Origin of the sequence: Bradyrhizobium guangdongense, from assembly GCF_004114975.1 — a bacterium.
In the GTDB taxonomy this organism is placed as follows: domain Bacteria; phylum Pseudomonadota; class Alphaproteobacteria; order Rhizobiales; family Xanthobacteraceae; genus Bradyrhizobium; species Bradyrhizobium guangdongense.
Genome location: NZ_CP030052.1, coordinates 64762 through 88034 on the forward strand (window position 1 = coordinate 64762; position 23273 = coordinate 88034).

The 23273-nt window shown below is 60.0% G+C and carries 15 protein-coding genes and 6 pseudogenes; 11 read left to right on the forward strand and 10 right to left on the reverse strand.

The window, feature by feature from the left end:
- Positions 1–119 precede the first annotated feature (119 nt).
- Together X265_RS35945 and X265_RS35950 are read right to left on the reverse strand one after the other, a co-directional pair.
- Positions 120–1254: pseudogene (locus X265_RS35945) on the reverse strand (IS3 family transposase).
- A gap of 137 nt (positions 1255–1391) precedes the next feature.
- A complete protein-coding gene (locus X265_RS35950) occupies positions 1392–1748 on the reverse strand; it encodes a hypothetical protein (protein ID WP_128955101.1) in 357 nt (118 codons plus the stop codon).
- On the opposite strand from X265_RS35950, the pseudogene X265_RS35955 reads away from it, so the two are divergent.
- Positions 1720–2096: pseudogene (locus tag X265_RS35955) on the forward strand (response regulator transcription factor). The gene X265_RS35950 and the pseudogene X265_RS35955 sit on opposite strands and share 29 nt — an antisense overlap.
- 123 nt (positions 2097–2219) lie before the next feature.
- Here X265_RS35955 and X265_RS35960 read toward each other — a convergent pair.
- The 4 genes and pseudogenes from X265_RS35960 to tnpA all read right to left on the reverse strand — a co-directional run bounded on the left by X265_RS35960 (position 2220) and on the right by tnpA (position 5254).
- Positions 2220–2810, reverse strand: a complete 591-nt coding sequence (locus tag X265_RS35960; RefSeq protein ID WP_128955102.1) for a YecA/YgfB family protein — start codon at positions 2808–2810, stop codon at positions 2220–2222.
- 29 nt (positions 2811–2839) lie between these two features.
- Positions 2840–4403 (reverse strand): annotated as a pseudogene (gene tnpC, locus X265_RS35965) (IS66 family transposase).
- A gap of 39 nt (positions 4404–4442) precedes the next feature.
- Positions 4443–4796, reverse strand: a complete 354-nt coding sequence (gene tnpB, locus X265_RS35970) for an IS66 family insertion sequence element accessory protein TnpB (RefSeq protein WP_128929788.1) — start codon at positions 4794–4796, stop codon at positions 4443–4445.
- Positions 4793–5254, reverse strand: a complete 462-nt coding sequence (gene tnpA, locus X265_RS42375) for an IS66-like element accessory protein TnpA (RefSeq protein WP_128929789.1) — start codon at positions 5252–5254, stop codon at positions 4793–4795. The genes tnpB and tnpA overlap by 4 nt, the downstream gene beginning before the upstream one ends.
- A 441-nt stretch (positions 5255–5695) precedes the next feature.
- Between tnpA and X265_RS35980 the strand changes: the two genes are divergently transcribed.
- Positions 5696–5857 carry a helix-turn-helix domain-containing protein gene (locus X265_RS35980; RefSeq protein ID WP_232995617.1) on the forward strand — a complete coding sequence of 54 codons (162 nt, stop codon included), beginning with the start codon at positions 5696–5698 and terminating at the stop codon, positions 5855–5857.
- A gap of 501 nt (positions 5858–6358) precedes the next feature.
- Here X265_RS35980 and X265_RS35985 read toward each other — a convergent pair.
- A pseudogene (locus X265_RS35985) lies at positions 6359–7507 on the reverse strand (IS256 family transposase).
- Between the two features lie 968 nt (positions 7508–8475).
- Here X265_RS35985 and X265_RS42150 point away from each other — a divergent pair.
- From X265_RS42150 to groL, 9 genes and pseudogenes are all read left to right on the forward strand, one after another.
- Entirely contained in the window at positions 8476–8898 is a 423-nt protein-coding gene (locus X265_RS42150) for a TlpA disulfide reductase family protein (RefSeq protein WP_308421721.1), read from the forward strand.
- An 8-nt stretch (positions 8899–8906) separates the two neighbouring features.
- On the forward strand, positions 8907–9650 hold the full coding sequence (locus X265_RS42155; protein ID WP_308421720.1) for a hypothetical protein: 744 nt from the start codon (positions 8907–8909) through the stop codon (positions 9648–9650).
- Positions 9647–10693, forward strand: a complete 1047-nt coding sequence (locus tag X265_RS35995; RefSeq protein ID WP_128929790.1) for a hypothetical protein — start codon at positions 9647–9649, stop codon at positions 10691–10693. Before X265_RS42155 ends, X265_RS35995 begins: the two co-directional genes overlap by 4 nt.
- Positions 10694–10975: 282 nt before the next feature.
- A complete protein-coding gene (aepX, locus tag X265_RS36000) occupies positions 10976–11833 on the forward strand; it encodes a phosphoenolpyruvate mutase (protein ID WP_128930179.1) in 858 nt (285 codons plus the stop codon).
- Between the two features lie 1410 nt (positions 11834–13243).
- Positions 13244–13423: pseudogene (locus X265_RS42000) on the forward strand (DegT/DnrJ/EryC1/StrS family aminotransferase); the annotation flags it as partial.
- Between the two features lie 89 nt (positions 13424–13512).
- A complete protein-coding gene (locus X265_RS42005) occupies positions 13513–13716 on the forward strand; it encodes an aminotransferase class I/II-fold pyridoxal phosphate-dependent enzyme (protein ID WP_256438976.1) in 204 nt (67 codons plus the stop codon).
- A 407-nt stretch (positions 13717–14123) separates the two neighbouring features.
- Positions 14124–14779 (forward strand): annotated as a pseudogene (locus X265_RS41665) (IS3 family transposase); the annotation flags it as partial.
- Between the two features lie 1249 nt (positions 14780–16028).
- Entirely contained in the window at positions 16029–16343 is a 315-nt protein-coding gene (locus tag X265_RS36020) for a co-chaperone GroES (protein ID WP_128955103.1), read from the forward strand.
- A 46-nt stretch (positions 16344–16389) separates the two neighbouring features.
- Positions 16390–18030: a chaperonin GroEL gene (groL, locus tag X265_RS36025; protein WP_128955104.1), complete on the forward strand. Its 1641-nt coding sequence runs from the start codon at positions 16390–16392 to the stop codon at positions 18028–18030.
- Between the two features lie 807 nt (positions 18031–18837).
- Here the strand turns inward: groL and repC are convergent.
- The 3 genes from repC to repA form a co-directional block, all read right to left on the reverse strand.
- Entirely contained in the window at positions 18838–20070 is a 1233-nt protein-coding gene (repC, locus tag X265_RS36030; RefSeq protein ID WP_128929792.1) for a plasmid replication protein RepC, read from the reverse strand.
- A 195-nt stretch (positions 20071–20265) separates the two neighbouring features.
- Complete coding sequence (repB, locus tag X265_RS36035; protein ID WP_128929793.1) at positions 20266–21285, reverse strand: plasmid partitioning protein RepB; 1020 nt, start codon at positions 21283–21285, stop codon at positions 20266–20268.
- On the reverse strand, positions 21282–22493 hold the full coding sequence (gene repA / locus X265_RS36040; RefSeq protein ID WP_128929794.1) for a plasmid partitioning protein RepA: 1212 nt from the start codon (positions 22491–22493) through the stop codon (positions 21282–21284). The genes repB and repA overlap by 4 nt, the downstream gene beginning before the upstream one ends.
- Between the last annotated feature and the right edge of the window lie 780 nt (positions 22494–23273).

The window sequence follows — 23273 nt, forward strand, 5'->3', positions numbered from 1 at the left end:
CGACAAACTTGGGTACACCAAAGAAGGCGTCCCATTCGAATGACCTTGGCCGCGTAACTGACCTGGTCCCGGTTGTCTGAACAGCAACTGCGCGTCGATAAGTGGAGCCTCTGCCGGGTTTAGGCTGCCGTGCGAAGCGGCAGCGAGGTGAAGTAGGCTTGATCCGGTGTGCCGCCGTCAAGGCTCGAATGTGGACGGCGGCAATTGTAGAAGTCCAAATAACGGCCGATCGAGGCGCGAGCTTCGCTGACGCTGTCGTAGGCCCGCAGATACACCTCCTCGTATTTGACGCTGCGCCACAGCCGCTCGACGAACACGTTGTCCCGCCAGGCGCCGCGGCCTCCATGCTGATGGCGATGTCATTGTCAGCGAGCACTCCGGTGAACGCCGCGCCGGTGAACTGCGAGCCCTGGTCGGTGTTGAAGATCTCCGGCTTGCCGTGACGGGCCATGGCATCTTCCAGTGGCGCGACGCAGAATGCGGCCTCCATGGTGATCGACAGCCGCCACGACAGCGCCCGGCGGGTCGCCCAGTCCAGCACCACGGCCAGATAAACGACGCCTCGTGCCATCGGGATGTAGGTGATGTCCATCGCCCAAACCTGGTTCGGACGCGTGATCTCCATACCGCGCAGCAGCTATGGATAGATCTTGTGCCCGGGCTCGGGTTGGGTGGTGCGCGGACGGCGGTACAGCGCCTTTATCCCCATCCGCCGCATCAGCGGTTTGAAATGCCGGCGGCCGATCTTGCACCCCTCTGCAGCCAGTAGGCGTCGCAACATACGCGAACCGGCGAATGGAAACTCCAGGTGCAGCCGGTCGAGCCGCTGCATCAGCGCGAGGTCTTTGGGCGACACCGGACGCGGCAGGTAATCGACGCTGCCGCGGCTGATGCTCAGGGCTTCCGCCTGCTTGCTGATCGGCAGATCGTGTTCACGGTCGATCATCGCTTTGCGCTCAGCAATCCCGCCTTGGTGAGCGCTCCTTCTAAAAACTCGTTCTCCAGCGTCAACTCGCCGATCTTGGTGTGCAGCGACTTCACGTCGATGGTGGGTTCGGCGATCCGACTCCCGCCGTCCGGACCGAACACATCGGCAGCGCCGCCTTCGAGCTGCGCCTTCCACGATGTGATCTGATTGGGGTGAACGTCGAACTGCTCCGCCAGTTGTGCCAGCGTGCCGTCACCCTTGAGGGCGGCAAGCGCCACCTTCGCCGTGAAAGCCGCAGTGTCGTTCCGCCGTGCTCGTCTGCTCATCGTCGCTCCTGATTCGCGGGTCAATCTTGCCCGCCGTCAGGCAGAAACTCCACTTATCGCGCTGTTCAGATTTGCGGGACCAGCTCAAACCTCGCAAACTCATGCTGATATCGGATTGATCACTCAAATCGTCAGTGTCATCGAGGGTCGCCGACCTCTGCCCAGAGGAGGCGCTCCTGCTCGGCCTTCAGCTCTTCGAGAGATACCGGGATCGGATGGAGGTCGAGATTGTACATCGGCAATGGCCAATGCCGATACAGTACATTGACATGATCCTGGGTTACGGATTCGTCCGGCAAACTTTCGGAAATCAGCCGGTCCAGAAGTTGCTCGGTTAGACGTTCCGCGTCTTGCAGCGTCTCCTTCTCCCGACACTCAAGCTGCTCCCAAACCTCTGATGTGGCTCGTAGCCCCTCTACTGTGAACATTCCGCAGGCGGAGCAGCCCGGATCACGAGCAATCAGTTTGTCAAAGCCTTCTATCATTTCGGTCATCGACAATGATCCATCCGTTCGCAGTGCAACGAGCAATCTTCTGGCATCGTACGGATACGCGGTCCTTGCCTTTGCCTCCGCCGAGGAGTTCCTGCGCGCTGCGGCATTGGCCGAGACGACCTGCGTGATTACCGACGTCCAAATGTCCATGATGAGCGGAATTGACCTGCTGATGCATATGCGAAGCCCCGGTCATCGTATGCCGTTCATCTTCATCACGGCGATGGGGTGCGCGCACGAGCGATCAAGGCTGGCGGGATCTGCTTTCTTGCCAAACCGTTTTCCACGGCTGCGTTGATCAAGTGTTTGACCATTGTACTGCCGGGGTCAGGCGACACACACGCGTGAGGACCTTGGCCCCCTCCCCACGGCCTTCAGTCCCAAAGCGGGGATGCATTGCGAGATTCCCGTAGGTTGCGCTGCCGCGGTTATTTTGAAGGTAACCGGCATGAGCTCCCACGTCCGCAGTGATCAGTGAGCGCGGGCGTAGCGGATCGGCATCCAGTATTGCCGCAAGGCTTCGACCGCCGTGGGAATATCGGCGTGGGCGTTACGCAGAAGTTTCTTGGTCTCGCGGCCGCTTCGTGGCGGTCCAAGCAGCGGTCGGCCCTGATCGTCGCGACAGTGCAGCAGGATAGGTAGAAGTAGGCCGTGATTGACGTTGCCGATGTCCAGCAACGGTGCCCACGCCAATAGCTTGAGCCGCATCGCGGCGTAGAAGCCTTGGCACCATGGTCGCGGATCGACGTCTCCACTGGGTTTACGCCGGTGCATCGGCGCGAACCTGTCGGGTGCGGTCGAGAGGGTGTTGCTGATGTCGTTGTGACGCAGGACGACAGCCGATATGGCTGCAAACTCCGGGGTGCCGCCGTGGTTGAAGGCATCGGCATCGATGGCGAGCAGCGGGCAGATCCAGTCGAGTGGGCTCATCGACACCGGTCCGGCCACGATTGCGGCGACGTAGCCGTCGAGCATGGGGAGATTGGTGGCGTCAGGATGCTGATCGACCCTAGCCTGCAGCCATCGCTCGAGCTCCTCGAGTGGCATCGCGGCTGCCGTCATTGACGACGCTGCTTTATGACGACCCGGGCTCATGCCGCGGCCTGTGCGGTGCGCTGGCGCGCCGCCTTCCAGTGCCAGGCGAGCAGTTCGCGCAGTTGATGGCTCTTGGTTCCACCGGAGACAATGCGCTCCAGCACGTCGGTCAGATAGGCTTGCGGATCGAGCTCATGGAGCTTTGCGGTGTTCATGAGCGACGCGAGGATGGCCCAGCTCTCGGCACCGCCTTCGCTCCCGCTGAACAAGGAGTTGCGTCTTCCCATGGCAATCGGGCGCATGGAACGCTCGACCGTGTTGGAATCGACCTCGACGCGGCCATCGCTGAGAAGCAGCGTCAGTCCGTCCCAGTGATTGAGCGCATAGTTGATCGCCTCTGTCAGCTTCGATTGGGAAAACAGCTCATCTCAATCAGTAGCGCATTGAGCGCCACCATCAACGGGGCGCTCCTGGTGCGGCGGGCGGCCAGCCGCTGCTCCGCACTGCTGCCGCGGATCTCTGCCTCGATCGCATAGACCGCCTGCAGCCGTTCAATCACGTCGCGCGCGAATGGCGACTGCGTGGACTTGTACACCTGGACGAATTTGCGTCGAGCATGGACGAGACAAAAGGCGAGCTGGATCGCGCCGCCATGACGGCGGGCCACGGCCTTGTAGGCGGCATAACCGTCCACCTGCAGAACGCCGCAAAAGCCCGTCAACTGTCCGGCGATCTCCTCGGTGCCGCGGCCGTCGGCGAATACGTAGGTAACCGCCGGCGGCGAGGGGCCACCCCATGGCCGGTGATCCATAGCATGCGCCCAGAACTGGCAGATGCGGGGACGATGTCGTCCTGGATCAAGCACCGGCATCGGCGTCTCGTCGCAGAACACGCGCGGCGCAGCCTGAATGATCCGCAGCTACAGCTCATAAAGGCTCCTGAGCCACCAGGCGGTACGTTTGACCCAACCGGCGAGTGTCGCGCGGTCAAGATGGATGCCGTGGCCGGCCAGGATCTGAACTTACCGGTACAGCGGCAAATACCAGGCGAACTTCGAGACCACCATATGGCTCACGAGGGCCGTCGAGGCCATACCGCCCTCAATCAGGCGCGGCAGCACTTTGGCTGGACCGCGCCATCGGTGCAGCCGCGGCAGCCGTATTTGGGACGGATCGTGCGCAGCACGCGCAGGAGCGCCGGGATCACGTTCAACACCTCGCTGACGTCCTCGCCGATCTTGTGAGGCTGGCCCTGGCAGCACGGGCAGGCCGTCACCTCCGGCTCCAGGACCTGCTCACAGCGCGGCAGATGCTTGGGCAACGCGCCGATGTTGCGGCGCGCCTTCTTACGTAGCTTATCGGACGGCTTCACCGCAGGTGCATCGTCGTTGGCAGCTGCAGGCGGCGTGACACTGGTCTCAAGATCGTCAAGCTCAAGCGCAAGCTGTTCGGCCACGAGCGTGGCAAGGCGTTCCGAGCGCTTCCCGAAGATCATCTCCTTGAGCGTCTGCACCGCAACACGCAGCTTCTCGTTCTGGGCGTCGAGCGCGAGCACCATCTCCGTTAGAGCGGCTGGATCAGTCGGGAAACGTCCCGGGGCGTATCGCCATAAATGGACCATACCTCCGCGCGCCGCAGGCTCCAGCGAAATCCTCTCCTCTCAGCCGACAATTGCCGGCTGCTTCACGAGCTTGGCCGAGACGCGCGTCCACTCGAGTCCGTCGAGCAGCATTGCGAGCTGTGTCGCACTGAGATGCACCACGCCTTCGCGGATCAGCGACCAGGTGAAGTGCCCCTGGTGCAACCACTTCGTCACCAGCACCATGCCGCTGCCGTCCCACGCCAGAAGCTTCACTCTGTCCGTGCGTTTGCTGCGGAACACGAAGACGTCACCACAATACGGATTCGCACGCAGCGCTTCGCTCACCAGTGCCGACAGTGTATGCACCGACTTGCGGAAATCGACCGGCTGTGTCGCCAGCACCACCTTGAGGTCAGAGCGTAGCGCAATCACCGGATACCCCGAAGCGCCGCCAGCACGGTCGACAGCGTCGCCAGCTCAACGCCCGGCTCGACCCGGATGCGCGCCCCGTTCACCTCGATCTCGACAACTCCGCAAACCTTGGCCGGCGGCGCGGCGATCTCCAAAGGCCTCGTCTGTAGCCCGGAAATACGTTCATGCTCGCCCGCTGTCCCGCTATCGATCCCGGGACCAATTTCGATTGGCTCGAAGTTCGGTGCCTTGCCCCCCACCGCCGCCGCAACTTGGCGGCGCCACACCGTAAGCAGCCCGCGCGAAACGCCATTGCGCCGCGCAACCTCGGAGATGTTCGCACCCTCCTCAAAGCTCTCTGCCACGATCCGGGCCTTCTCCTCGCTAGTCCACCGACGCCGTCGGCGCTCCCCGGTGATCACCTCGACGCGACGATAGGCGTCATCTTCCTGCCTGGCATCAAGCATGGCATTTGCCATCGTTCCACCTCCACCGATCAGCTCATGCCAGGCTTTATCGAGCGCAAACCGAGCGGCGGCTCGGTGGGGGCCACATGCCGGTTACTGTTCAGTTACACACCGCGCCGTCGCCGCAGATGAAGAGAGCAAAACGGTCCCATTCTAGGCCGCGCTCTTCTTGATCGATATCGACTGATGTCGCCGGTGCTGCAAAGGGGACGTTGAGTTTCCGACTTATGTCGCGATGCTTCGACCGCTAAGGCGACGCAAATCGATCGTCCGCCCTTTCTCAAGCATTTGTCGCCTGATTTTCTCAAGCCCCCAACTGGCATGCGGCTTGCTGGTTAGAGATTGCGATCTGGTCGTAATACGGAGCGCCTAAAACATGAACCACGATACGTCAGTGAAGCTATCCGAGCGCGAAAAACAATGCCTCCAGTTGGGGGCAGAAGGGAGATCGTCATGGGGAAGGAACTGAAGATCACCGAGAATACGGTCAATTATCATGTTAAGAACGCCCGGCAAGAGCTTGATACGAGGACCCGCGTCCTGGGTATCATCAAGGCGATACGCCTCAAGCTGATCTCAGATCCGTCGCAGGAGCGCGACGAGGATAAGGACTAGCGCGACGTCGAGCTTTCGCGACGGCCTCAAGTCCCGGGAATGCTGCGTGGATGGCATCATGCGAGCCTTGGCAACTAGTTCGCGTCGGCTCTCACCGGGGCCTTCATACGCGACACCCGGGACGCCCGCGCTGACGAAGTTCTCGTGCTAGCAGGCGCGCATTATTGAAATTGCCGAAGGAGCCATCACCGTGAACGCGCACAGGCCGTGCGGTCGAGTCGACGATCCGCTCGACCATGTCGATGAGTTGGCTCCATGATCCTTATTGGCGTCTCGCGAGCCGAAAGAGCAGGCAGAATTGGTAGGCCCGCCGCCCACGGGCTTCGAACCCTGCGTTCTTGGGATCACGCTGGAGAGCGCATCGTGAGCTTCCATGGAAAAGGAGAGTTCGCTGGTGGAGCATATCTGAGCGCGCGGCAGTTCTGTAGGCGACGGCTCAGCCCGTCGATCACGGCGTTTTGGGCGGATCGTGTTCCGTGGCGTGGTGTAGCTGGCGGCAGGTCACCGCCGATGTTCCGGCGGGTCGGAAGGCATCAGCCTGCCACAGCGGGCAGAACGACGATGATCGCTCAATGACGCGATGGTTTCCAGTGTCATGTAGCGGGCGCGCTGGAGGACCCATTGGTCGTTTTGCTCGAGCAAAAACGCACCAACGAGGCGACCGATGGCGTCTTCATTGGGAAGATGCCGACGACTTCGGTCCACCGCTTATTCCGCCGTTGAGGCCCTTGATCGGATCGGTCGAGTGGAGCTTGGCGTGGTGCGGAGCCGGGAAGCTCATATAGGCTCGCACGCCGAGCTCGGCTTCGTCCATGAGGGTCGCGAGCTTGGACAGTTTGAGGCCGGAGCTGATCGGCGACCTTGCGCCACTGCGCCCTGGCCGCTTCAACATTGTGTTGGGCGAACGCGGTGGCGATGAAGGCGGACACGACGCGCCGGCCGGCTCTTGCCGCATGCGCGAAGACGTTGCGCATGAAGGGGACGCGCGGCAGCGCTGCCGGGTCGCGTTGAGCGCCTTGCTGACGGCGGCCTTGATGCCCTCATGGGCATCGGACACAACCAGCTTTACGCCACGTAGGCCGCGGTGGGCGAGCTTGCGCAGAAAAGTCGTTCAGAACGCCTCGGCTTCGGACGGGCCCATGTCCATGCCGAGGATCTCGCGCCGGCCGTCGCCGTTGACACCGGCCGCGAGGAACACCGCGAGCGAGACGATGCGGCTATTCTGGTGCACCTTCAGGTGGGTGGCGTCGGTCCGCAAATACGGCCAGTCGCCTTCGATCGGGCAGGCGAGGAAAGCCTTCACACCTTGTCTTCGATGTCACCGCAGAGCCGGCTGACCCGGCTTTTGGAGATCCCGGTCATGCCCATGGCCTGCACGAGATGATCCACCGAGCGGTTCGAGACGCCCTGCACGTAGGCCTCCTCGTCACTGCGCTCAGCGCTTTCTTAGCCATGCGGCGCGGCTCCAGGAACCCGGGAAGTAGCTTCCTTGCGCAGTTTGGGAATGCGTAGTTCAACCGCTGGCACTCTGCTCGCCGTAGGCCGCTCCGGTCTGTACGGCGACCTCCAGCTTCATCAGCCGTTGGCGGCAAAGCCAATCATCTCGCGCAGGTCTGGGGCCTTCTCCACGGGCGCGCGAAGCTTCATCATCTCGTCGTTTCGGAAGTTGCGGGTGGTCGTGCGCAAGTGAATCCCATGTTCGGCTAGAGAGCCGTAGAAGGTTAGCAGCGCGGCACGATTATTGATAGACAATCTGATCACCTGGCCCTACTTGGCGCGGTAATTTTCCACTAAGACGTCGATCGCCGCTTCGCCGGACGCCGGTTCGGCGCCAGACAAACCTCACGCAGGAATCAGCTCGCCATCTCGAGCCGCCCCGCGGTTGCGACATTCGGCCGCGCTACTTCGATCGGGCCGCTGCCGGCCTGATCGTTCGCGACGGACCATAACCATGCCACAGGACACGGCGCTTTCGTCGGCTTCAACTCCTTTTACCGTGGCAAGATAATTTCGTGATAGCTTGCCCAGAAGTTGCCGCGGCGCGCAGGACATTGGTCACTGGGTCGTCGATCTCGTCGGGCTGACGAAATGGGATATGTTTGCAATCTCCTTCGCGGCATATCGCTCTCCTTGAGAGCTTCTGGCATGCTTCGGCACTGGCCTCGTTACCCCGCTTTTCTCATGCCGTGCGTAGCTCCCTTCTGCATGCCTTTAAACCTAAGACGTGCAACACAACGAAGTCGCGCGCTGGTCGGAGCTATCGAAGCAAGCCATGCTGGCGGACACACTGTTCGTCTTTGTCGGACCATCCGTCTAGCTCACCAGCTATACTTGTAAGTCGGCTCACAACCGCCACACCAGTGTTTGTAGGCGGCGCAAGGCGCGATCTGTGTCTAGTTTGTGACATTGGCGCCAAACGCGTCTGGTTCAGAACACTGCCCGAATTGGGCGCCGGGGGGTTTTCAAAAGTGCGATCATAGGCCTAACGCGCTCCGACCGCTGGCACACTCATTGCAAACACGCAGTACTAAGAGTGCTGAGTGCACGCACGCGATCGATGCTCTCCACCCGTTTCTTAGAGACAAGCGGTCAAAATAAGTCGCGTAGGGTTTGATAATATGTCGGACAGCAACGTGGCGCTGCGCATGGAATCTTTGGCTCCTCCCATCAAGGTGGGGAGTTGGCTGCGTGGCCAGCCCCTTGCGAACTTCGAGTGCGGGAAAGTCTACATTGTCGAATTTTGGGCAAGTAGGTGCGGACGATGTATGACGGCGGCGATGCCCTATCTCGTTCAACTGCAGGAGAAATATAAAGATTGCGGAGTTGAGGTCATCGGAGTCGCATGTGGCGAAGAAGCACCAACGGCGGACGAGGCCAGAACCAAGTTGGAGGCGTGGTTGACCGAAACGTCTCCGAAACTGAACTATCGGATTGCGTTCGACTTCACAGGCGAGATGAAGCAGCTTTGGGGAGACCCCAGTTTTGCTCCGGGATTCCCATCTCTTTCGTCGTCGATCGCGACGGCCACATCGCGTTCATAGGACATCCAATGCAACTCAATGATGTTTTGCCGAAGGTTCTTCAAGGGGTCTGGCGAACCAGCGAAGAAGCTAAAGCCGCCGACGCGAAGCGGATTGAGCAGAACCAACGGGTAGCCCGCGAGCTAACGCCCACCTCGCCAATCTACGCTAAACTTCGGGCGGCGCTGTGGGCAAAGGATTGGACGACGGCGCTCTCGGCGGTCCAAGAGGGGCTCGTCTTGATGCCGGACGAAATCGACCTTCGTGAGATTCATGTCAATCTGTTGCTTCACAAAATTCGCGACTTACGGGCCGGCTTGCCCGTCATGCGCCAATTGGTTCGTGACGCGATCGATAAAGGGTCCGAGGAATTGATGACGGTGGCTCTAACCCAACTCTTCGATCCGGCAAATGATGCCTCGCACCTCCCCCTTGCCGAGCGCTTTGCAATGGGCAGGGATTTGGCTGAACACATTTTATGGCTGAATCCACCGCAAGCCGATGGCTATAAGTTCCGGTCTTATGGGGCGATCGCTGAGTACTATTACGAGAGCGGCAACAAGGAACGGGCGATCGAGTTGATCGAACTGGCACTGACCTCGCTGAGCGATTCGAAGCTCATACAGGAAGAAGAGAGACAGTATTATGTGCGGCCGTTAATTCAGGCCCTGGCCAAGTACAGCACTGAGAAGGCTTTAGAGGCGCTTTTGTTTGGCTCCGCCTCACCGCCAAAGCTAAGGGCGAGTATTCAGACGCGTGAAAATGACGCATGAGCGACAATAAAATCACAGAGGCCGATCTGGCGCAGCTCGCCGGCACCGGGCATCGCCTGATGTACCAGATCGTCGAAATGCCCGCCCCCGGGACATTCGTGCCGTTCGTCGACGGTGCCAGCAAGGCGGCGCTAACCATCGCAGAGACGCGGGGGTCGAAAAAGATCGGGCTTTCCAATACCCTCAACCGTAAACTGATCCCGCGCAAGGGACCGGACCCGAACTGGCGCTGCCGCGAGCAGGCCCGCTTCGACCGGGGCGAATATCAAAAACCATTCTTTGCGTCCGGCGTCTGGTGGGCCGACCAGATTCCCAAAGACCATTTTCTGCATGTTTCCAGGAAGGACAAAAGCAAGATTGCCTTCACCGAGAGCGTGGAAAATGGTGAGCGAGACCTCCACACTCAGATGAAGGTCGGAACCTACCTGCAGAAGTACCTTGCCGACTTCGTCGGCGCGGACGAGATCACCCAACTCGCCAACCTGTTCGCGGCCGATCAGCAGGGCCTCGAACTGAAGCTAGCGCGAACACCGGACGAGATCGAGCATGTCTATATTGTCGGCCCGTCCAGCTGCATGTCAGGACCGGTCGAAAAGCTCGGCAAGTATGGCGGCTACGGCAATGCCACGGAGCACCCGGCGCGCGCCTATGGCGCCGGCGATTTGGCCTGCGCCTATGTGGAACGCAAGAATGAAATCATCGCCCGGTCGATCGTCTGGCCGAAGCGCAAGATCTTCACCCAGATCTATGGCGAGGATCACATGCTGCTGCGCTCGATGCTGATTCGTGCCAGCTACAAACCAGCCCATAGCGGCAAAGACTTCGAAGGCGCTCGCTTCCTCGAGCTTACGGTGATGCCATACCTCGACTTCGACATAAGCATGGAGCCACTGTACGAGGACGGCAGCACCGGCCGGCAATCCGCCAAGAGGCGGGCGCGGCTCCGCAACTACAAGCTTTACGTCGGCCGCTATAGAACCACCAAGTGGCTGTTAAGGGAGTATGCAAGCGGGCAGCGCTCGAGCGGCAGATCGGCGAGTTAATCAGGGCAGGTGCGATGTTAGGGCTTAACCGAACTCCCCGAAGTATCCCACAGCGCTCGCCAATAATTTGGTCGTTCGGTCAACTGCCACGTCTAAGCATTTATCTAGATAATGCATGTCAGCTATCGCTTGAGCCACACGAGCGCGATCGGCTTACCTCGATCGAGAACTGGCAGAACATCCCGAGAATGTCCGCCGGTCACATGTCCCAACAAAGGAGTCGCGATGCAATCACAGTCAGTTCTCGGCAACCGCCCTAAACCATGCGCCTCACTTGCAGAAATGCTGCGCGCTCAGATCTGCTCCAACCGCGACCTCTCCTTCCTCATGGAAGCTCACGATGCGCTCTCCGGCGCAATCGCCAAGCGCGCGGGATTCAAAGGTCTGTGGGCGTCGGGCCTCGCAATCGCCTCCTCTCTTGGCTACCGAGATGCCAACGAAGCATCATGGAGCCAACTCGTCGACGTGGTCGAGCGGATCGTCGACTCGACCGAACTGCCTGTGCTCGTTGACGGTGATGGCGGCTTCGGGAACTTCAACAATGCACGCCTGCTGGCACGGAAACTCCGTCAGCGCGGCGCTGCCGGCGTCGCGCTTGAGGACAGCTGCTTTCCGAAAATGAACTCGTTCATTGGCGATCGGCATCCGCTCGCAGATATCGATGAATTCTCCGGCCGTCTGCGGGCAGTGAAGGATACAGTGGCGGAAGACTTGGTCCTCGTGGCTCGGATCGAAGCCCTGATCGCCGGCCATGGAATGGACGAAGCACTGGTACGCGCTAGTGCTTACGCCGCTGCGGGAGCCGACGCGATCCTCATTCACTCGCGTAAGAGCACGGCGGACGAGATACTCTCGTTCGCGAGTTCCTGGCAGAACCACCGACCTGTCGTAATCGTTCCAACAAAATACTATCGAACGCCGGTCTCGTCATACCGTGATGCCGGCATCTCTACCGTGATCTGGGCCAATCACTCCATGCGAGCTGCGACTGCGGCAATGCGGCACGTCTGCGGCCGCATTATCGCTGAGGAAGGCGTTGCCAGCATTGAGCCAGCTATCGCGACCCTTGAAGAGATCTTCGAGTTATTAAGGTACGACGAACTCGCTCGCGCGGAAGAGCGATATCTTGACCCAGGATAGGTCTTCATCCACCCGATATCTCGTTCTCGATCGATTGTTGCGGTTCAATCGCCCTTGTCGATAGTCCCGCTTAAAGTATCTGATGATCGGCCAGGCAACGGATGTCGCCGCAGCAGCTCCGTTAATGAAAGGGTCGATCGTTTCTCCTGTCGGATCGTGGCTCGATTTCCGGGTTTCCGCACGAAACAAACCGCGGCAACCCTCTCGCCAATAGACCACGACCATTTAAGACGATGAACCAGGTGCAATTCTGGGCGCTACCCCGAGGTCGACAATCGTTGCGGCCCTGCACGATATCATCGAGTCCGGAGCTACAAGGCCCGCACAGAAAAGCTTCTTGCTTGTCTGTTCGAAAGTTGCAGCTCGCAGCCATGCATGCGACGATCTCAGGCGTTACGCCATCGACAGCACCGAAGATCTTTGAATTGCAGAGCGCATTCCACTGAAGCCAATGCCTTACAGGTTGTGCGATCAACTACCACACTTATCAATTGATATGGTGGCGTCGGTGCATCAAATATTTGACCGACGTGCGCCCGACTGCTCACACGTCACTTGCAAGGAATTCCGCATGCGACCCGAATCACAGTCTGTTCTTGCCAATGCACGTGATCAATGCGCTGTACAATCGACCGCAGAAATGCAGCACGGTCAGTGCGTCCTCTCCTTTAGCGTGGAAGGGCGTGATCGGCTCGCTGACACGATCATCCGGCGCGCAGGTTCCACATTCCACCGATGTGCCACGCCGATTGGCCACGACGGAGTCGCTCGCGCGCTGTTGGTGAACACCGCCTCAGTAGCGGTTTCGAGCACATTGGTTTGGCGTTGCGGTTTCCGATACTCCGGCGGGAGGACGTTCTGCTGCCCTTTTCAATCGAAAGGACGCATTGCCTGGATTGAGGAGGGAGCGCCTATCTCGAGTGGCTATGAGGCTTCATCTGCTGCGGAGTTCGCCGTAATCGAAGCGCGACCTATGACTGAGCAGATCGCGAAATGCGGCCGAGTGGTTCGATCGTGAAAGACCACAATCAGCTCAGGAGGAGCGCCTGCTGGCGCAACCACTGTCTTTGCTTTTAGGTTCGGGCACTGCCGCCGCTCGTGACGCAGCTAAGTTAGCTGCCGATGGCGCCGTCCGATCATCGATCTGGCGGCGGGTGAAGTGATCATCGATCCACCATCATCGGCCCGCGAGGGGGCAATTGCCGCCATCAAGGCCAAGATAAACCGCTATACGGATGCCATCGGCCTGACGCCGCTTCGCAGCGCCGTTGCCGAAAAGCTGTCATCGGAAACCGGCATCGGCTGGCATTTGAACGATATCGTTATAACTGCTGACCTGCCACTGAATGTTCATCCAGCGGCAGTTAGAGTCTCGAAGCGGATGCAAAACAAGGGCTGCTCAATGTTGCGTTGGCTCTGCTGGATCCGGGTGACGAGGCCATCGCCATTCGTCCCTGCCGGCCGACATTCCCGTCCCAGGTTCTTCTCGCTGGCGCAAAACCCGTGTTCGTTGATGCCCGCCCGCCCCGATATAATTCCGATATTGACGCAATCCGCGCCGCTGGTACACCGCGCACGAAATCCATTATCGTCAACTCGCCCAACAATCCTACTGGTGCAGTCTATGATCGAAGTACCCTTCGAGCTATCGGAGGCCTCGCATCAACTACCAGTTATGGATCTTTTCCGACGAATGCTATTCCAGCTTCGTATTCACTCGTGAGCGCCATGAATCGATTGTCATGGCGCAGCCCGGCGTACGTTCACGGACGATCCTGGTCAACGCTTTCTCCAAGGAACTGGCGATCACTCGCTGGCGACTGGGCTATTTAGCAGCCCCCCGGAGATCGTTTCTGCGGCCAGGAAGTTGCAGGGACATATGACCTCGAACGCCAATGTGATCGCGCAGCACGCGATCATGCACCACCTCAAAATCCATGACGGCTGCTCTGAGCGGCTGATGCATCGGCGCCTTTCTGACGCTCGTGAGATAGGACTTCTGCACCTCCTCCGAATAAGTGGACACCTGTAGTAGCTCAGAGAGCCCGGAGGTATCGAATGCCAGAACGTCAACTTCGATGGTTCACAGAGGACTACAAACGCTAGGCCGTTGAACTGGCGGTATCGAGTGGTCGATCGATCGGATCGGTCGCCAAGGAGCTCGGTCTGCGCGGTGCTGCGCCGCTGGATAGACAAATTCCGGCAGGAGCCGGCATCGGCGGCGTGGCGGCCCACCACGCAGGCGACGCCGATGCCGAGATCCGGCAGGTCCATCGCGAGAGCAGCCAGCGGCAGTTCTCGAGTCCACGCCGCCCTGCGGACGCGGGGACGTGGGCCAGCCGTGGCCGGATCGAACGGCTGATGCGACGGCATGGCATTCGGGCGATCATGGCGCCGCCATGTCGCGTCCGCACCACCGACAGTCGCCACAATCTGCCGATCGCACCAAACCTGATCGCGCGCGACTTCACCGCCGCGGCCCCAAACCGGGTCTGGCTGGCCGATATCACCTACGTCCCACGGCGGAGGACTGGCTGTACCTGGCAGCCGTCATGGACCTCTTCAGCCGCAAGATCGTCGGTTGGGCGATGCCGGATCACATGCGGGTCGAACTCGTCTCCTCCGCACTGACGATGGCGCTTCGCCAGCAGCGGCCGGACGCCGGATTGGTCCATCATTCCGATCGCGGAGTGCAGTACGCTTCACACGAGTATCGCGCGGCCCTTACCGCCGCGGGCCTGACGCATCGACTGCTACGACAATGCCCCGATGGAGAGGTTCTTCCACACCCTCAAGACCGAGCTCGTTCATCATCGTCAGTACCAGACCCGTGCCGAAGCCCGGCGCGACATCTTCGCCTTCATCGCGGGCTTCTCCAATCGAACCAGGCTCTATTCCGCCATCGGATATATCCCTCCGATCGAGATGGAGCTAAAAGCCGCTTAAACCCGTCCGCTTTCTCGGGGGAAGATCAGAGCGCAAAAAGAGGTCAGTCTGACGCACTATCGAGATTGAAGACCGCGTTGAGCGGGGCGACTAACGGCGAAAATCGAAGCATTGTTGCTGATGGATGTTAGGCTCCGAACCACATCTTTCGTCTTGTCTGCAATGTTCTTTGTCCGTCACTTGCGCTCGCTGTCGTGACAATCGGCATTTCTTCTCTCCGCACAGCCGGGACACCCGAGGACCCAACAGCATACAACCTATCGCCACGGCCGATTCAACCCTCATGCGAGCCATCCTGGTGTGAGATAGTTGCAGTAGCTACGCTATCGCCTTGTTTGCTACCTTCAAACTCGCGTCACCAATCCTCTCAAGGTGATGCGGGGGCGGACTCGGCGTATCCCCCGATCCAGTCGTGTGCCGCCCCCACTCTTCGCGAGCGGTCTGAAGAAGATGCGGTGAAACCGGGGGCGTTGCATCTCGTTGCCTCCCCGGAAGCCCATCTCGTCGCAATATAAGACGCGAGAAGCATGCGTATACGATCATCAGCATCACCGCGGAAGAAGGGCGGACGAAGCGCGATTGAACTTTGCGTGAGCGCTGATCTCGTCTTGATTCAGTTCTCCCGCGCGGGCGTTTCGTTCAGCTCCTTGAAGAGGTCGCCGCCGGCCCCTGGCCGCTTTCATCCAGCTCCGGTCAACTGCCAAGGTTAGCGATGGAGCGAGATGAAAAAAGGCGCTATTTTTCAAGATCGGCTTGCCTAGAACGAGACGGCATCCCGAACCTGTTCACACTCCTTGGCTGTTGCGGATGTCGCGGCTAACTCGATGAGAATTCCGTCCACTGAAGCAAGCCCGGCGAACTCCTGTTACGTCGCGCGTTCATCAGCGCTAGGGTTCGTTTCGGCCGGAGCCGTATCCGAGCAGTCAATGAGACCAAGAATGGCTTTAGCAACTACTAAGACTCTCGAGCGCACCAATGTCTGAGCGTTCTTCCAGGCCAAGAGCATCCGCCGCGAAATCGTGCAGACCTCGGCCGAGCAGGGCAACCTCACACTGCGCTAATAGCGGCCGGGCCAGTTAGCTACGATAAATGATTCTGGCAGAGACGACTTCTGAGTGTGATTTTTTGCTGGAAGCTCTTGCTCCTGTAGAAGCCCCGTCCTATTTCAGCTGCGTCTGCGCTAGCACTCGTAGGCATCGATTGCTCACAAGGTTGAAGTCTCAACTCGTGCAAATATTAGGAGGACTGCATGAAATTCCGTCCGCTTCACGACCGCGTCGTGGTCAAGCGCATCGACGCAGAAGAGAAGACCGCTGGCGGCATCATCATTCCCGACACTGCCAAGGAAAAGCCCTCCCAGGGCGAAGTCGTCGCCGTCGGCCCCGGTGGCCGCGACGAAGCTGGCAAGCTGATCCCGATCGACCTGAAGGTCGGCGACCGCGTGCTGTTCGGCAAGTGGTCCGGCACCGAGGTCAAGATCGACGGCCAGGACCTGCTGATCATGAAGGAGAGCGACGTGATGGGCGTTCTCGAGGTCGCCGAGTCCAAGAAGAAGGCGGCTTAAGAGCCTCCCTCCTCCCTCCAGTCAAACACCTTAAGGAAAATTCCAGATGGCAGCCAAAGAAGTCAAATTCTCGGTTGAAGCGCGCGACAAGATGCTGCGCGGCGTCGACGTCCTCGCCAACGCGGTGAAGGTCACGCTCGGTCCGAAGGGCCGCAACGTCGTGCTCGACAAGTCGTTCGGCGCTCCCCGCATCACCAAGGACGGCGTCACCGTCGCCAAGGAGATCGAGCTCGACGACAAGTTCGAGAACATGGGCGCCCAGATGGTGCGCGAAGTCGCCTCGAAGTCCGCTGACGCGGCCGGCGACGGCACCACCACCGCCACCGTGCTGGCCCAGGCGATCGTGAAGGAAGGCGCCAAGTCGGTCGCCGCCGGCATGAACCCGATGGACCTCAAGCGCGGTATCGACCTCGCGGTCGAGGCTGTGGTTGCAGACCTCCAGAAGAACTCCAAGAAGGTCACCTCGAACGACGAGATCGCCCAGGTCGGCACCATCTCGGCCAACGGCGACCAGGAGATCGGCAAGTTCCTCTCCGACGCCATGAAGAAGGTCGGCAACGAGGGTGTCATCACCGTCGAGGAAGCCAAGTCGCTCGAGACCGAGCTCGACGTCGTCGAGGGCATGCAGTTCGACCGCGGCTACATCTCGCCCTACTTCGTCACCAACGCCGACAAGATGCGCGTTGAGATGGACGACGCCTACATCCTCATCAACGAGAAGAAGCTCTCCTCGCTGAACGAGCTGCTGCCGCTGCTCGAGGCCGTGGTGCAGACCGGCAAGCCGCTGGTCATCGTCGCCGAGGACGTCGAAGGCGAGGCCTTGGCCACGCTTGTTGTGAACCGTCTGCGCGGCGGCCTGAAGGTCGCGGCCGTCAAGGCTCCGGGCTTCGGCGATCGCCGCAAGGCCATGCTGCAGGACATCGCGATCCTGACCGGCGGCCAGGCGATCTCGGAAGATCTCGGCATCAAGCTCGAGAACGTCACGCTCAACATGCTCGGTCGCGCCAAGAAGGTGATGATCGACAAGGAGAACACCACGATCGTCAATGGCGCCGGCAAGAAGGCCGACATCGAGGCGCGCGTGGCCCAGATCAAGGCGCAGATCGAGGAGACCACCTCGGACTACGACCGTGAGAAGCTCCAGGAGCGTCTTGCCAAGCTCGCAGGCGGCGTCGCGGTGATCCGCGTCGGCGGCGCGACCGAGGTCGAGGTGAAGGAGCGCAAGGATCGCGTTGATGACGCGATGCATGCGACCCGCGCGGCTGTCGAGGAAGGCATCGTCCCGGGCGGCGGCGTCGCCCTGCTCCGTGCCTCCGAGCAGCTCAAGGGCCTGCGCACCAAGAACGACGACCAGAAGACCGGCGTCGAGATCGTGCGCAAGGCGCTGTCGGCTCCCGCTCGCCAGATCGCGATCAACGCCGGTGAAGACGGCTCGGTGATCATCGGCAAGATCCTGGAGAAGGACCAGTACGCCTACGGCTTCGACAGCCAGACCGGCGAATACGGCAACCTGGTCTCCAAAGGCATCATCGACCCGACCAAGGTGGTCCGCACCGCGATCCAGAACGCAGCCTCCGTTGCAGCGCTCCTGATCACCACCGAAGCCATGGTCGCCGAGCTGCCGAAGAAGGCCGCTGCCGGCCCCGCGATGCCCCCCGCCGGCGGCATGGGCGGCATGGACTTCTAACGACGAGTCGTCCCGGACGCGGTGCAGCGCGCAAGCGGTGTACCGCCGATCCGGGATCTCGCTGAGCAAAATCCAACAGCACAAACCCTGGCAGCAATGCCGGGGTTACCCTTTTTTAGGCGTGGACCGTCTAAACGGCCGGCACGATTGGTTCCGTTGCGCATTGCCTTCGTGCCTTGGCTGATCGTCAGATCAGGTTTTTGTTTACCCACACGGCAGGTCGCAGATGAGAAACGTTAGCCTTATAATTCTCGGACCTGAGCATTTCGTTTAGACTCGCGGACGCATGGTCGCGCGGCTTATAGAGCTATGCTCGAGCGCGGCGCAGCATTATCGAGGCATATCACTCGGCCAAAACTCGTGGGCGCTGGCGGCGACGAGATGCCCGACGACACGGGCTGATACCGCAACAGGTGTTTACCTGGCGCCGGCAACAAAAGCGGACGTTCCGCAGTTCGTACCGGCGGTGGTCGACGCCATGGCGCCAGCCGTGGCTGCGCGCCATGACGTAAAGACAGCGATGCAAGGCCAAGACAGATTCGAAGGGCTTAATTGGCGGCGGATAATTGCTGCGCTGCGGCGAACGAATCAGGCGCCTTGAGGTCGTTGCAAAACGACGGCGCATACGATCTAATCTGTGGGTGTCACCGCTCATTAGCCCGTACGCAATGTTGGCCTGACGTTTCTTGAGGTGCTGTCGCCTTCGCGCCCAGTCCGTTAGCCAAGACCTCTTCAAATTGAACCTCAACATCAAACCTGCGACGGCCCGAGCCGCTGGGCCCAAGAGACACTTACCTAGACTAGCCGTTAGGCCCTTCGTTTTTCGTGCAGTCGTGAGTTGATCTGCGCCATTAGGATTGGCCCGAGCGAGAATTCGCCGGCCTCGGCTTTTCGCGTCAGCCCCCGCAGATATCCGCCGGCTGAACGGATGACCTCCCCTCGCTGCAGGATGCAGCCGACCACAATTGCAGCCTGAGTCTCCCCCATGACGCTCTGCGCCTCCTCCCACGCGCTGGGACTGATGCCAAGCATGGATCGAACGACCGCCGCAGTCGCAATGAAATCGCGCCAGTTTGAAATCCCTCCCTTGGCGTAGTCGACGATGTCTGGACATGCGCTCAAGACCATACCCAAAGGATAGGAGCCTTCCGCAAATCGCGCCGGTTGTGGTTGCGGCTCGGTACTCGCCGCCCTGCCTTCTTGGAGGCTAGGTTCAAGTTCAGTAAGAGTGTTTGGGTTTGAATTCTGTAAGTGACGCTCAGTATGGGACTCATTGGCGCTCATATTTGCTGCTTGGACGTGAGTTTCCAGCAGATTGAGGACGTCGTCGGCAAGCTGCGATAGTTCGTCGGCGATCGCCTCAAGTTCTTGGCAGGTCGCCCGGCGTGGAATCGTCTCGACGATCGAACGGAATGCCCGATGCACCTCGTCCCAATCAGCCGGCCCCTTCCATTCCCTGTGGGTCGGCACGTTTTCCTCGATGCCCGTTGCAATCATCTTGGCGATGTCACGACGGCAGAGTGTGATGCGCTCGCGCGCATGTTTGATAGCACGAGCCTCCGCTTTGATTTCCTCAGCCAGCCTCTCGAACTCTTCGGCGCGAACGACGAGTGGCGACAAGTCAAAGCCAAAGGCGCGCTCGATGTCACCGCCGCTGCCTTTGCGAGCGTAGCGCTTGCCGTTCGGACTATCCCTGCGAACGATGAGCCCGGCGTCGACAAGCACAGCGAGATGACGCCGCAACGTGGACACCGGCATGCCGTGAGCTCGCAGCGTCAGCTGATTGTTTGACGGAAACACGATGAGGTCACCCTCACCCGTGAGCGTAGTCTCGGGATGAAAGCTGAGCAGAGCATCCAGCACCGTCAGCGCACGCTCAGAGATACCGAGGCGCGGCCTTGCGATGCAGATGGCCTGAAAGATCTTCCATTTATGGACGATCTTTTCCGATGGCCTGGTCGATACTGCGACTTGTGTTGCCACATGGGCAAGCTTCAACGAGCGCCGCCCAAAGGGCGTCGTTGGGGCACGTGATTGCATGTCTTTGCCTTATGCGGGCAAAGAAAATCTGCTCGCCGAAACGGCGCCGTCTCTCACAAGACTCTTGACTATGGTGCGCGGAAGTGATTCTCTTTAGTCGCCAAACTACGAAGAGAGGCTTCCGGGACGGTGACGTTGCGGGGGCCTTTTTTCTTTTGCCGTGCTGCTCCTGGTTCGCGGTTGTTCATGAGGCGGCTAAGCCCCGGTGGTCTCCTCGGATCTGTCCGATTTGCAAAACGTCTCGAACAGGTTCGGAAGCTGGGTGATAAGAAAGTCCGCGAACAACGCCGGGACCTTCTTGTCGATGGTCAACTTGAGTTCTCGATCGCCCTGACGGACCTGAGCGATGCGCTGTCCATCTGAGGCGAGCACAGCAGACGATCGCGCGAATTGGCGAGTTGCAGCAGGTTTATTCGCGGCCGAGAACACCGTCAGAAATCTGTCGTCTGACTCACGGCCGGCGAACTTGTCGTCCCCGATCGCCGCCCTTACGCGGTCGATCACCGACGCATCCGCCAAGAGATCAGCAAAGCTCTGCCATCGCCCGCGGCCAACCTTTGGGGCCTTGCCAATAGCATCGATAATGTCGGGCGGAATGGATCTCGCAACCGCAATCAGTTTTGACGCTTCGGCCCTATCGACTGCGAGCGCGTCTTGAACGACTGCGCGCTTGTGCCCGGCATCTTCGATGCGCATTGCGAACATCGCGCGCTCGATGAAGCTCAAATCCTCCCGCGGCGCGTTCTCAAGGCCTTGTGCCACGACGAGGGCTTCGTCGGAGAGCGGTTTTAGGATCGCTTTGACGGCAATACCCAGCTCGCGCGCGGCACGCACCCGGCGATGACCATAAGCGCTCTGATATCGTCCCGGCATTGTCGGATGCTTGCGGACGAGGACAGGAACCTCCTGGCCGATCTGCGAAATCGATTGCTTGAGAAGTTCGTAAGAAGCCGTGTCGTCGTCGCGAAAACGATCAGACACGGGCGAGGGATCTATCAGACCGGGATCGATCTCTACGATCGTCGCGCCAGATGTGAGCTTGTCCCGAAGCTCCTGATTCTCCTTCTCAACTTCTGAGAAAGATTCCTTCAGCGAGCGCACAGCACCTGACGACACCCGCGCCAGCGGCGCTGGTGCTGTGTTGTCAGCTGACAACGGACTCGTCTGAGGTGCGGCAGTAAAAAGCCCCCTGATAGCATCCGTGCGCTTGCTCATCGTCCCCACACCTTCTTCAGCAGCTGCACGATCTCCGCATTGATAGCATCGACAGATTCAACCGCCCTGTCATAGGCGCCGCGTCCGACGGATCCGCGGTCAAGCTCATAGAGCGATTGTTTTGTCAGGCCAGCATTGGAGATCGCAGTGGATTTCCAGGCTGTCGCTTGCAGCACGTTTTCGCGGAACAGATTGCGCAGCAGCGCAACGATCTGAGCCTCAGGCACGTCATTCGGATCATGGCGCGTGATCACATAGCGGATGAAATCGTGATCGAGGCGGCCGCCCGCCTCCTCGATGACGGACATCAAATCCGACGTCATCAGAAGGAATTGGCTCATCGATGCGACATCGACCATCTGCGGGTGGATTGTCACCAGCATCGCCGTCGCCGCATTCAAAGCGCCCATCGTCAGGTAGCCGAGCTGAGGTGGGCAGTCGATCACCACGACATCATAGTCGTCGCTTACCTGATCGATTGCGCTCGCTAGGCGGCGAAAAAAAAGATCATGTCCACGTTCGCGGCGCTCGACCATGGCGCGCGGCGTGTGATGCTCAAACTCCATGAGTTCGAGATTGCCAGGCACTAGGCCTATACCCTCGAAATAGGTCGGCCGCACAACTTCACGCATGGGGCGGCGCTGGTCGTCATAGCGGATGGCGCCGTAAATGGTTTCGCTTTGCCCAATGTCGAATTCCGGCTGATAGCCGAACATGGCCGACAAAGAGGCTTGCGGATCGAGGTCGATGGCCAGAACTCGAAAGCCGGAAAGGGCGAGATATTGGGCCAGATACAGGGCGGTCGTTGTTTTGGCCGAGCCGCCCTTGAAATTAGCGACCGTGATGATTTGAAGCTTTTCGCCGGGGCGCCGCCGTGGGAGAAAATCAACTGCCTCCCGCGGGCGGGCTGCAGCCAGATAGGCCCGCAGCTCATTCACTTGAGCTAAGGTATACGACCGCCGCCCGCCATGACCGATCGCGGGGGCAGGTCCCAGGCCGTCGAGGGAAAGTTGCCGCAAATAGCCGTCTGACACGCGAACGATCTTGGCCACCTCTCCGGAGGAGAACGGGCGAAGAGTCTTGGCAGCCGCTGGTGGAAAAAGGGCGGCGCCCAACGAGCGGAGTTGACCAGAGAGTAGAGTGGCATGGCAGGAAATGCGCGCGCTCGCTGTCTCCGGCCACCCCTCCTCTGTCTCAAAAACTCTCATCTTTCCAATCCAAAACGGTTTTTGCAGCTCAGACGGCGGATTACCGTCTGCAGACTCAACACGATTCCCGAGTCGGCGCAAGAATGAAAGGATTAACTTTGCGCGCTCGCTCCTCCAGACCCATTCATCGCCGACCCCCCGCCACCCACAGCCACCTTAGCCGTCGAGGCATTGTGCGCGGCAGCGCCAGCGATCAAGGTGTCACCGGCCGGCGTTGGCCGCATCCTGCCCCGCTTTGGATTAAGCCGCATACGGATCTGGAACTGGCGGGCCGGAGCGCCGCTCAGCCCGGCGGGGCTTCCGTACCGACGTTAGAGGCTTCGCCAGATTCTCAGTACCGGCTATCGCATCACTCATGATTCCCAAAAGGGGACAGCCGCGGCGCCAACCATGAGTTCATCCGCGTCGCGACGCGAAGCTTCGTGCCTGGCTTTTTCCCAAATCCGCCGTGACGAGGAAAGGTGCGGTGCCTTTCTCAACACGATGTCATCACCTACTTTTGCGGCCTCAACATCCGGCATGAGCGACAACGGCTTTGTTATCGCGCCAAGCCTTCGCCAAGGGAGAGAATGGCGGTCACTAGGCCCGGCCACAAAGAAACGGGAAAGACCGAGCGCATTGCAGGCTTCGCTACGCGAGCGGCCACGCGCCTAGGACCCGCTATAACATGGTACCGTCCGCACGCGGCCCGAGGCCAAACCACCCGCCATGACCACGGATGACCTCCTCACCGCCTTAACTCCGGAAGAGGTCCGAGCGGTGAATTAGTTGGCGGGTTTT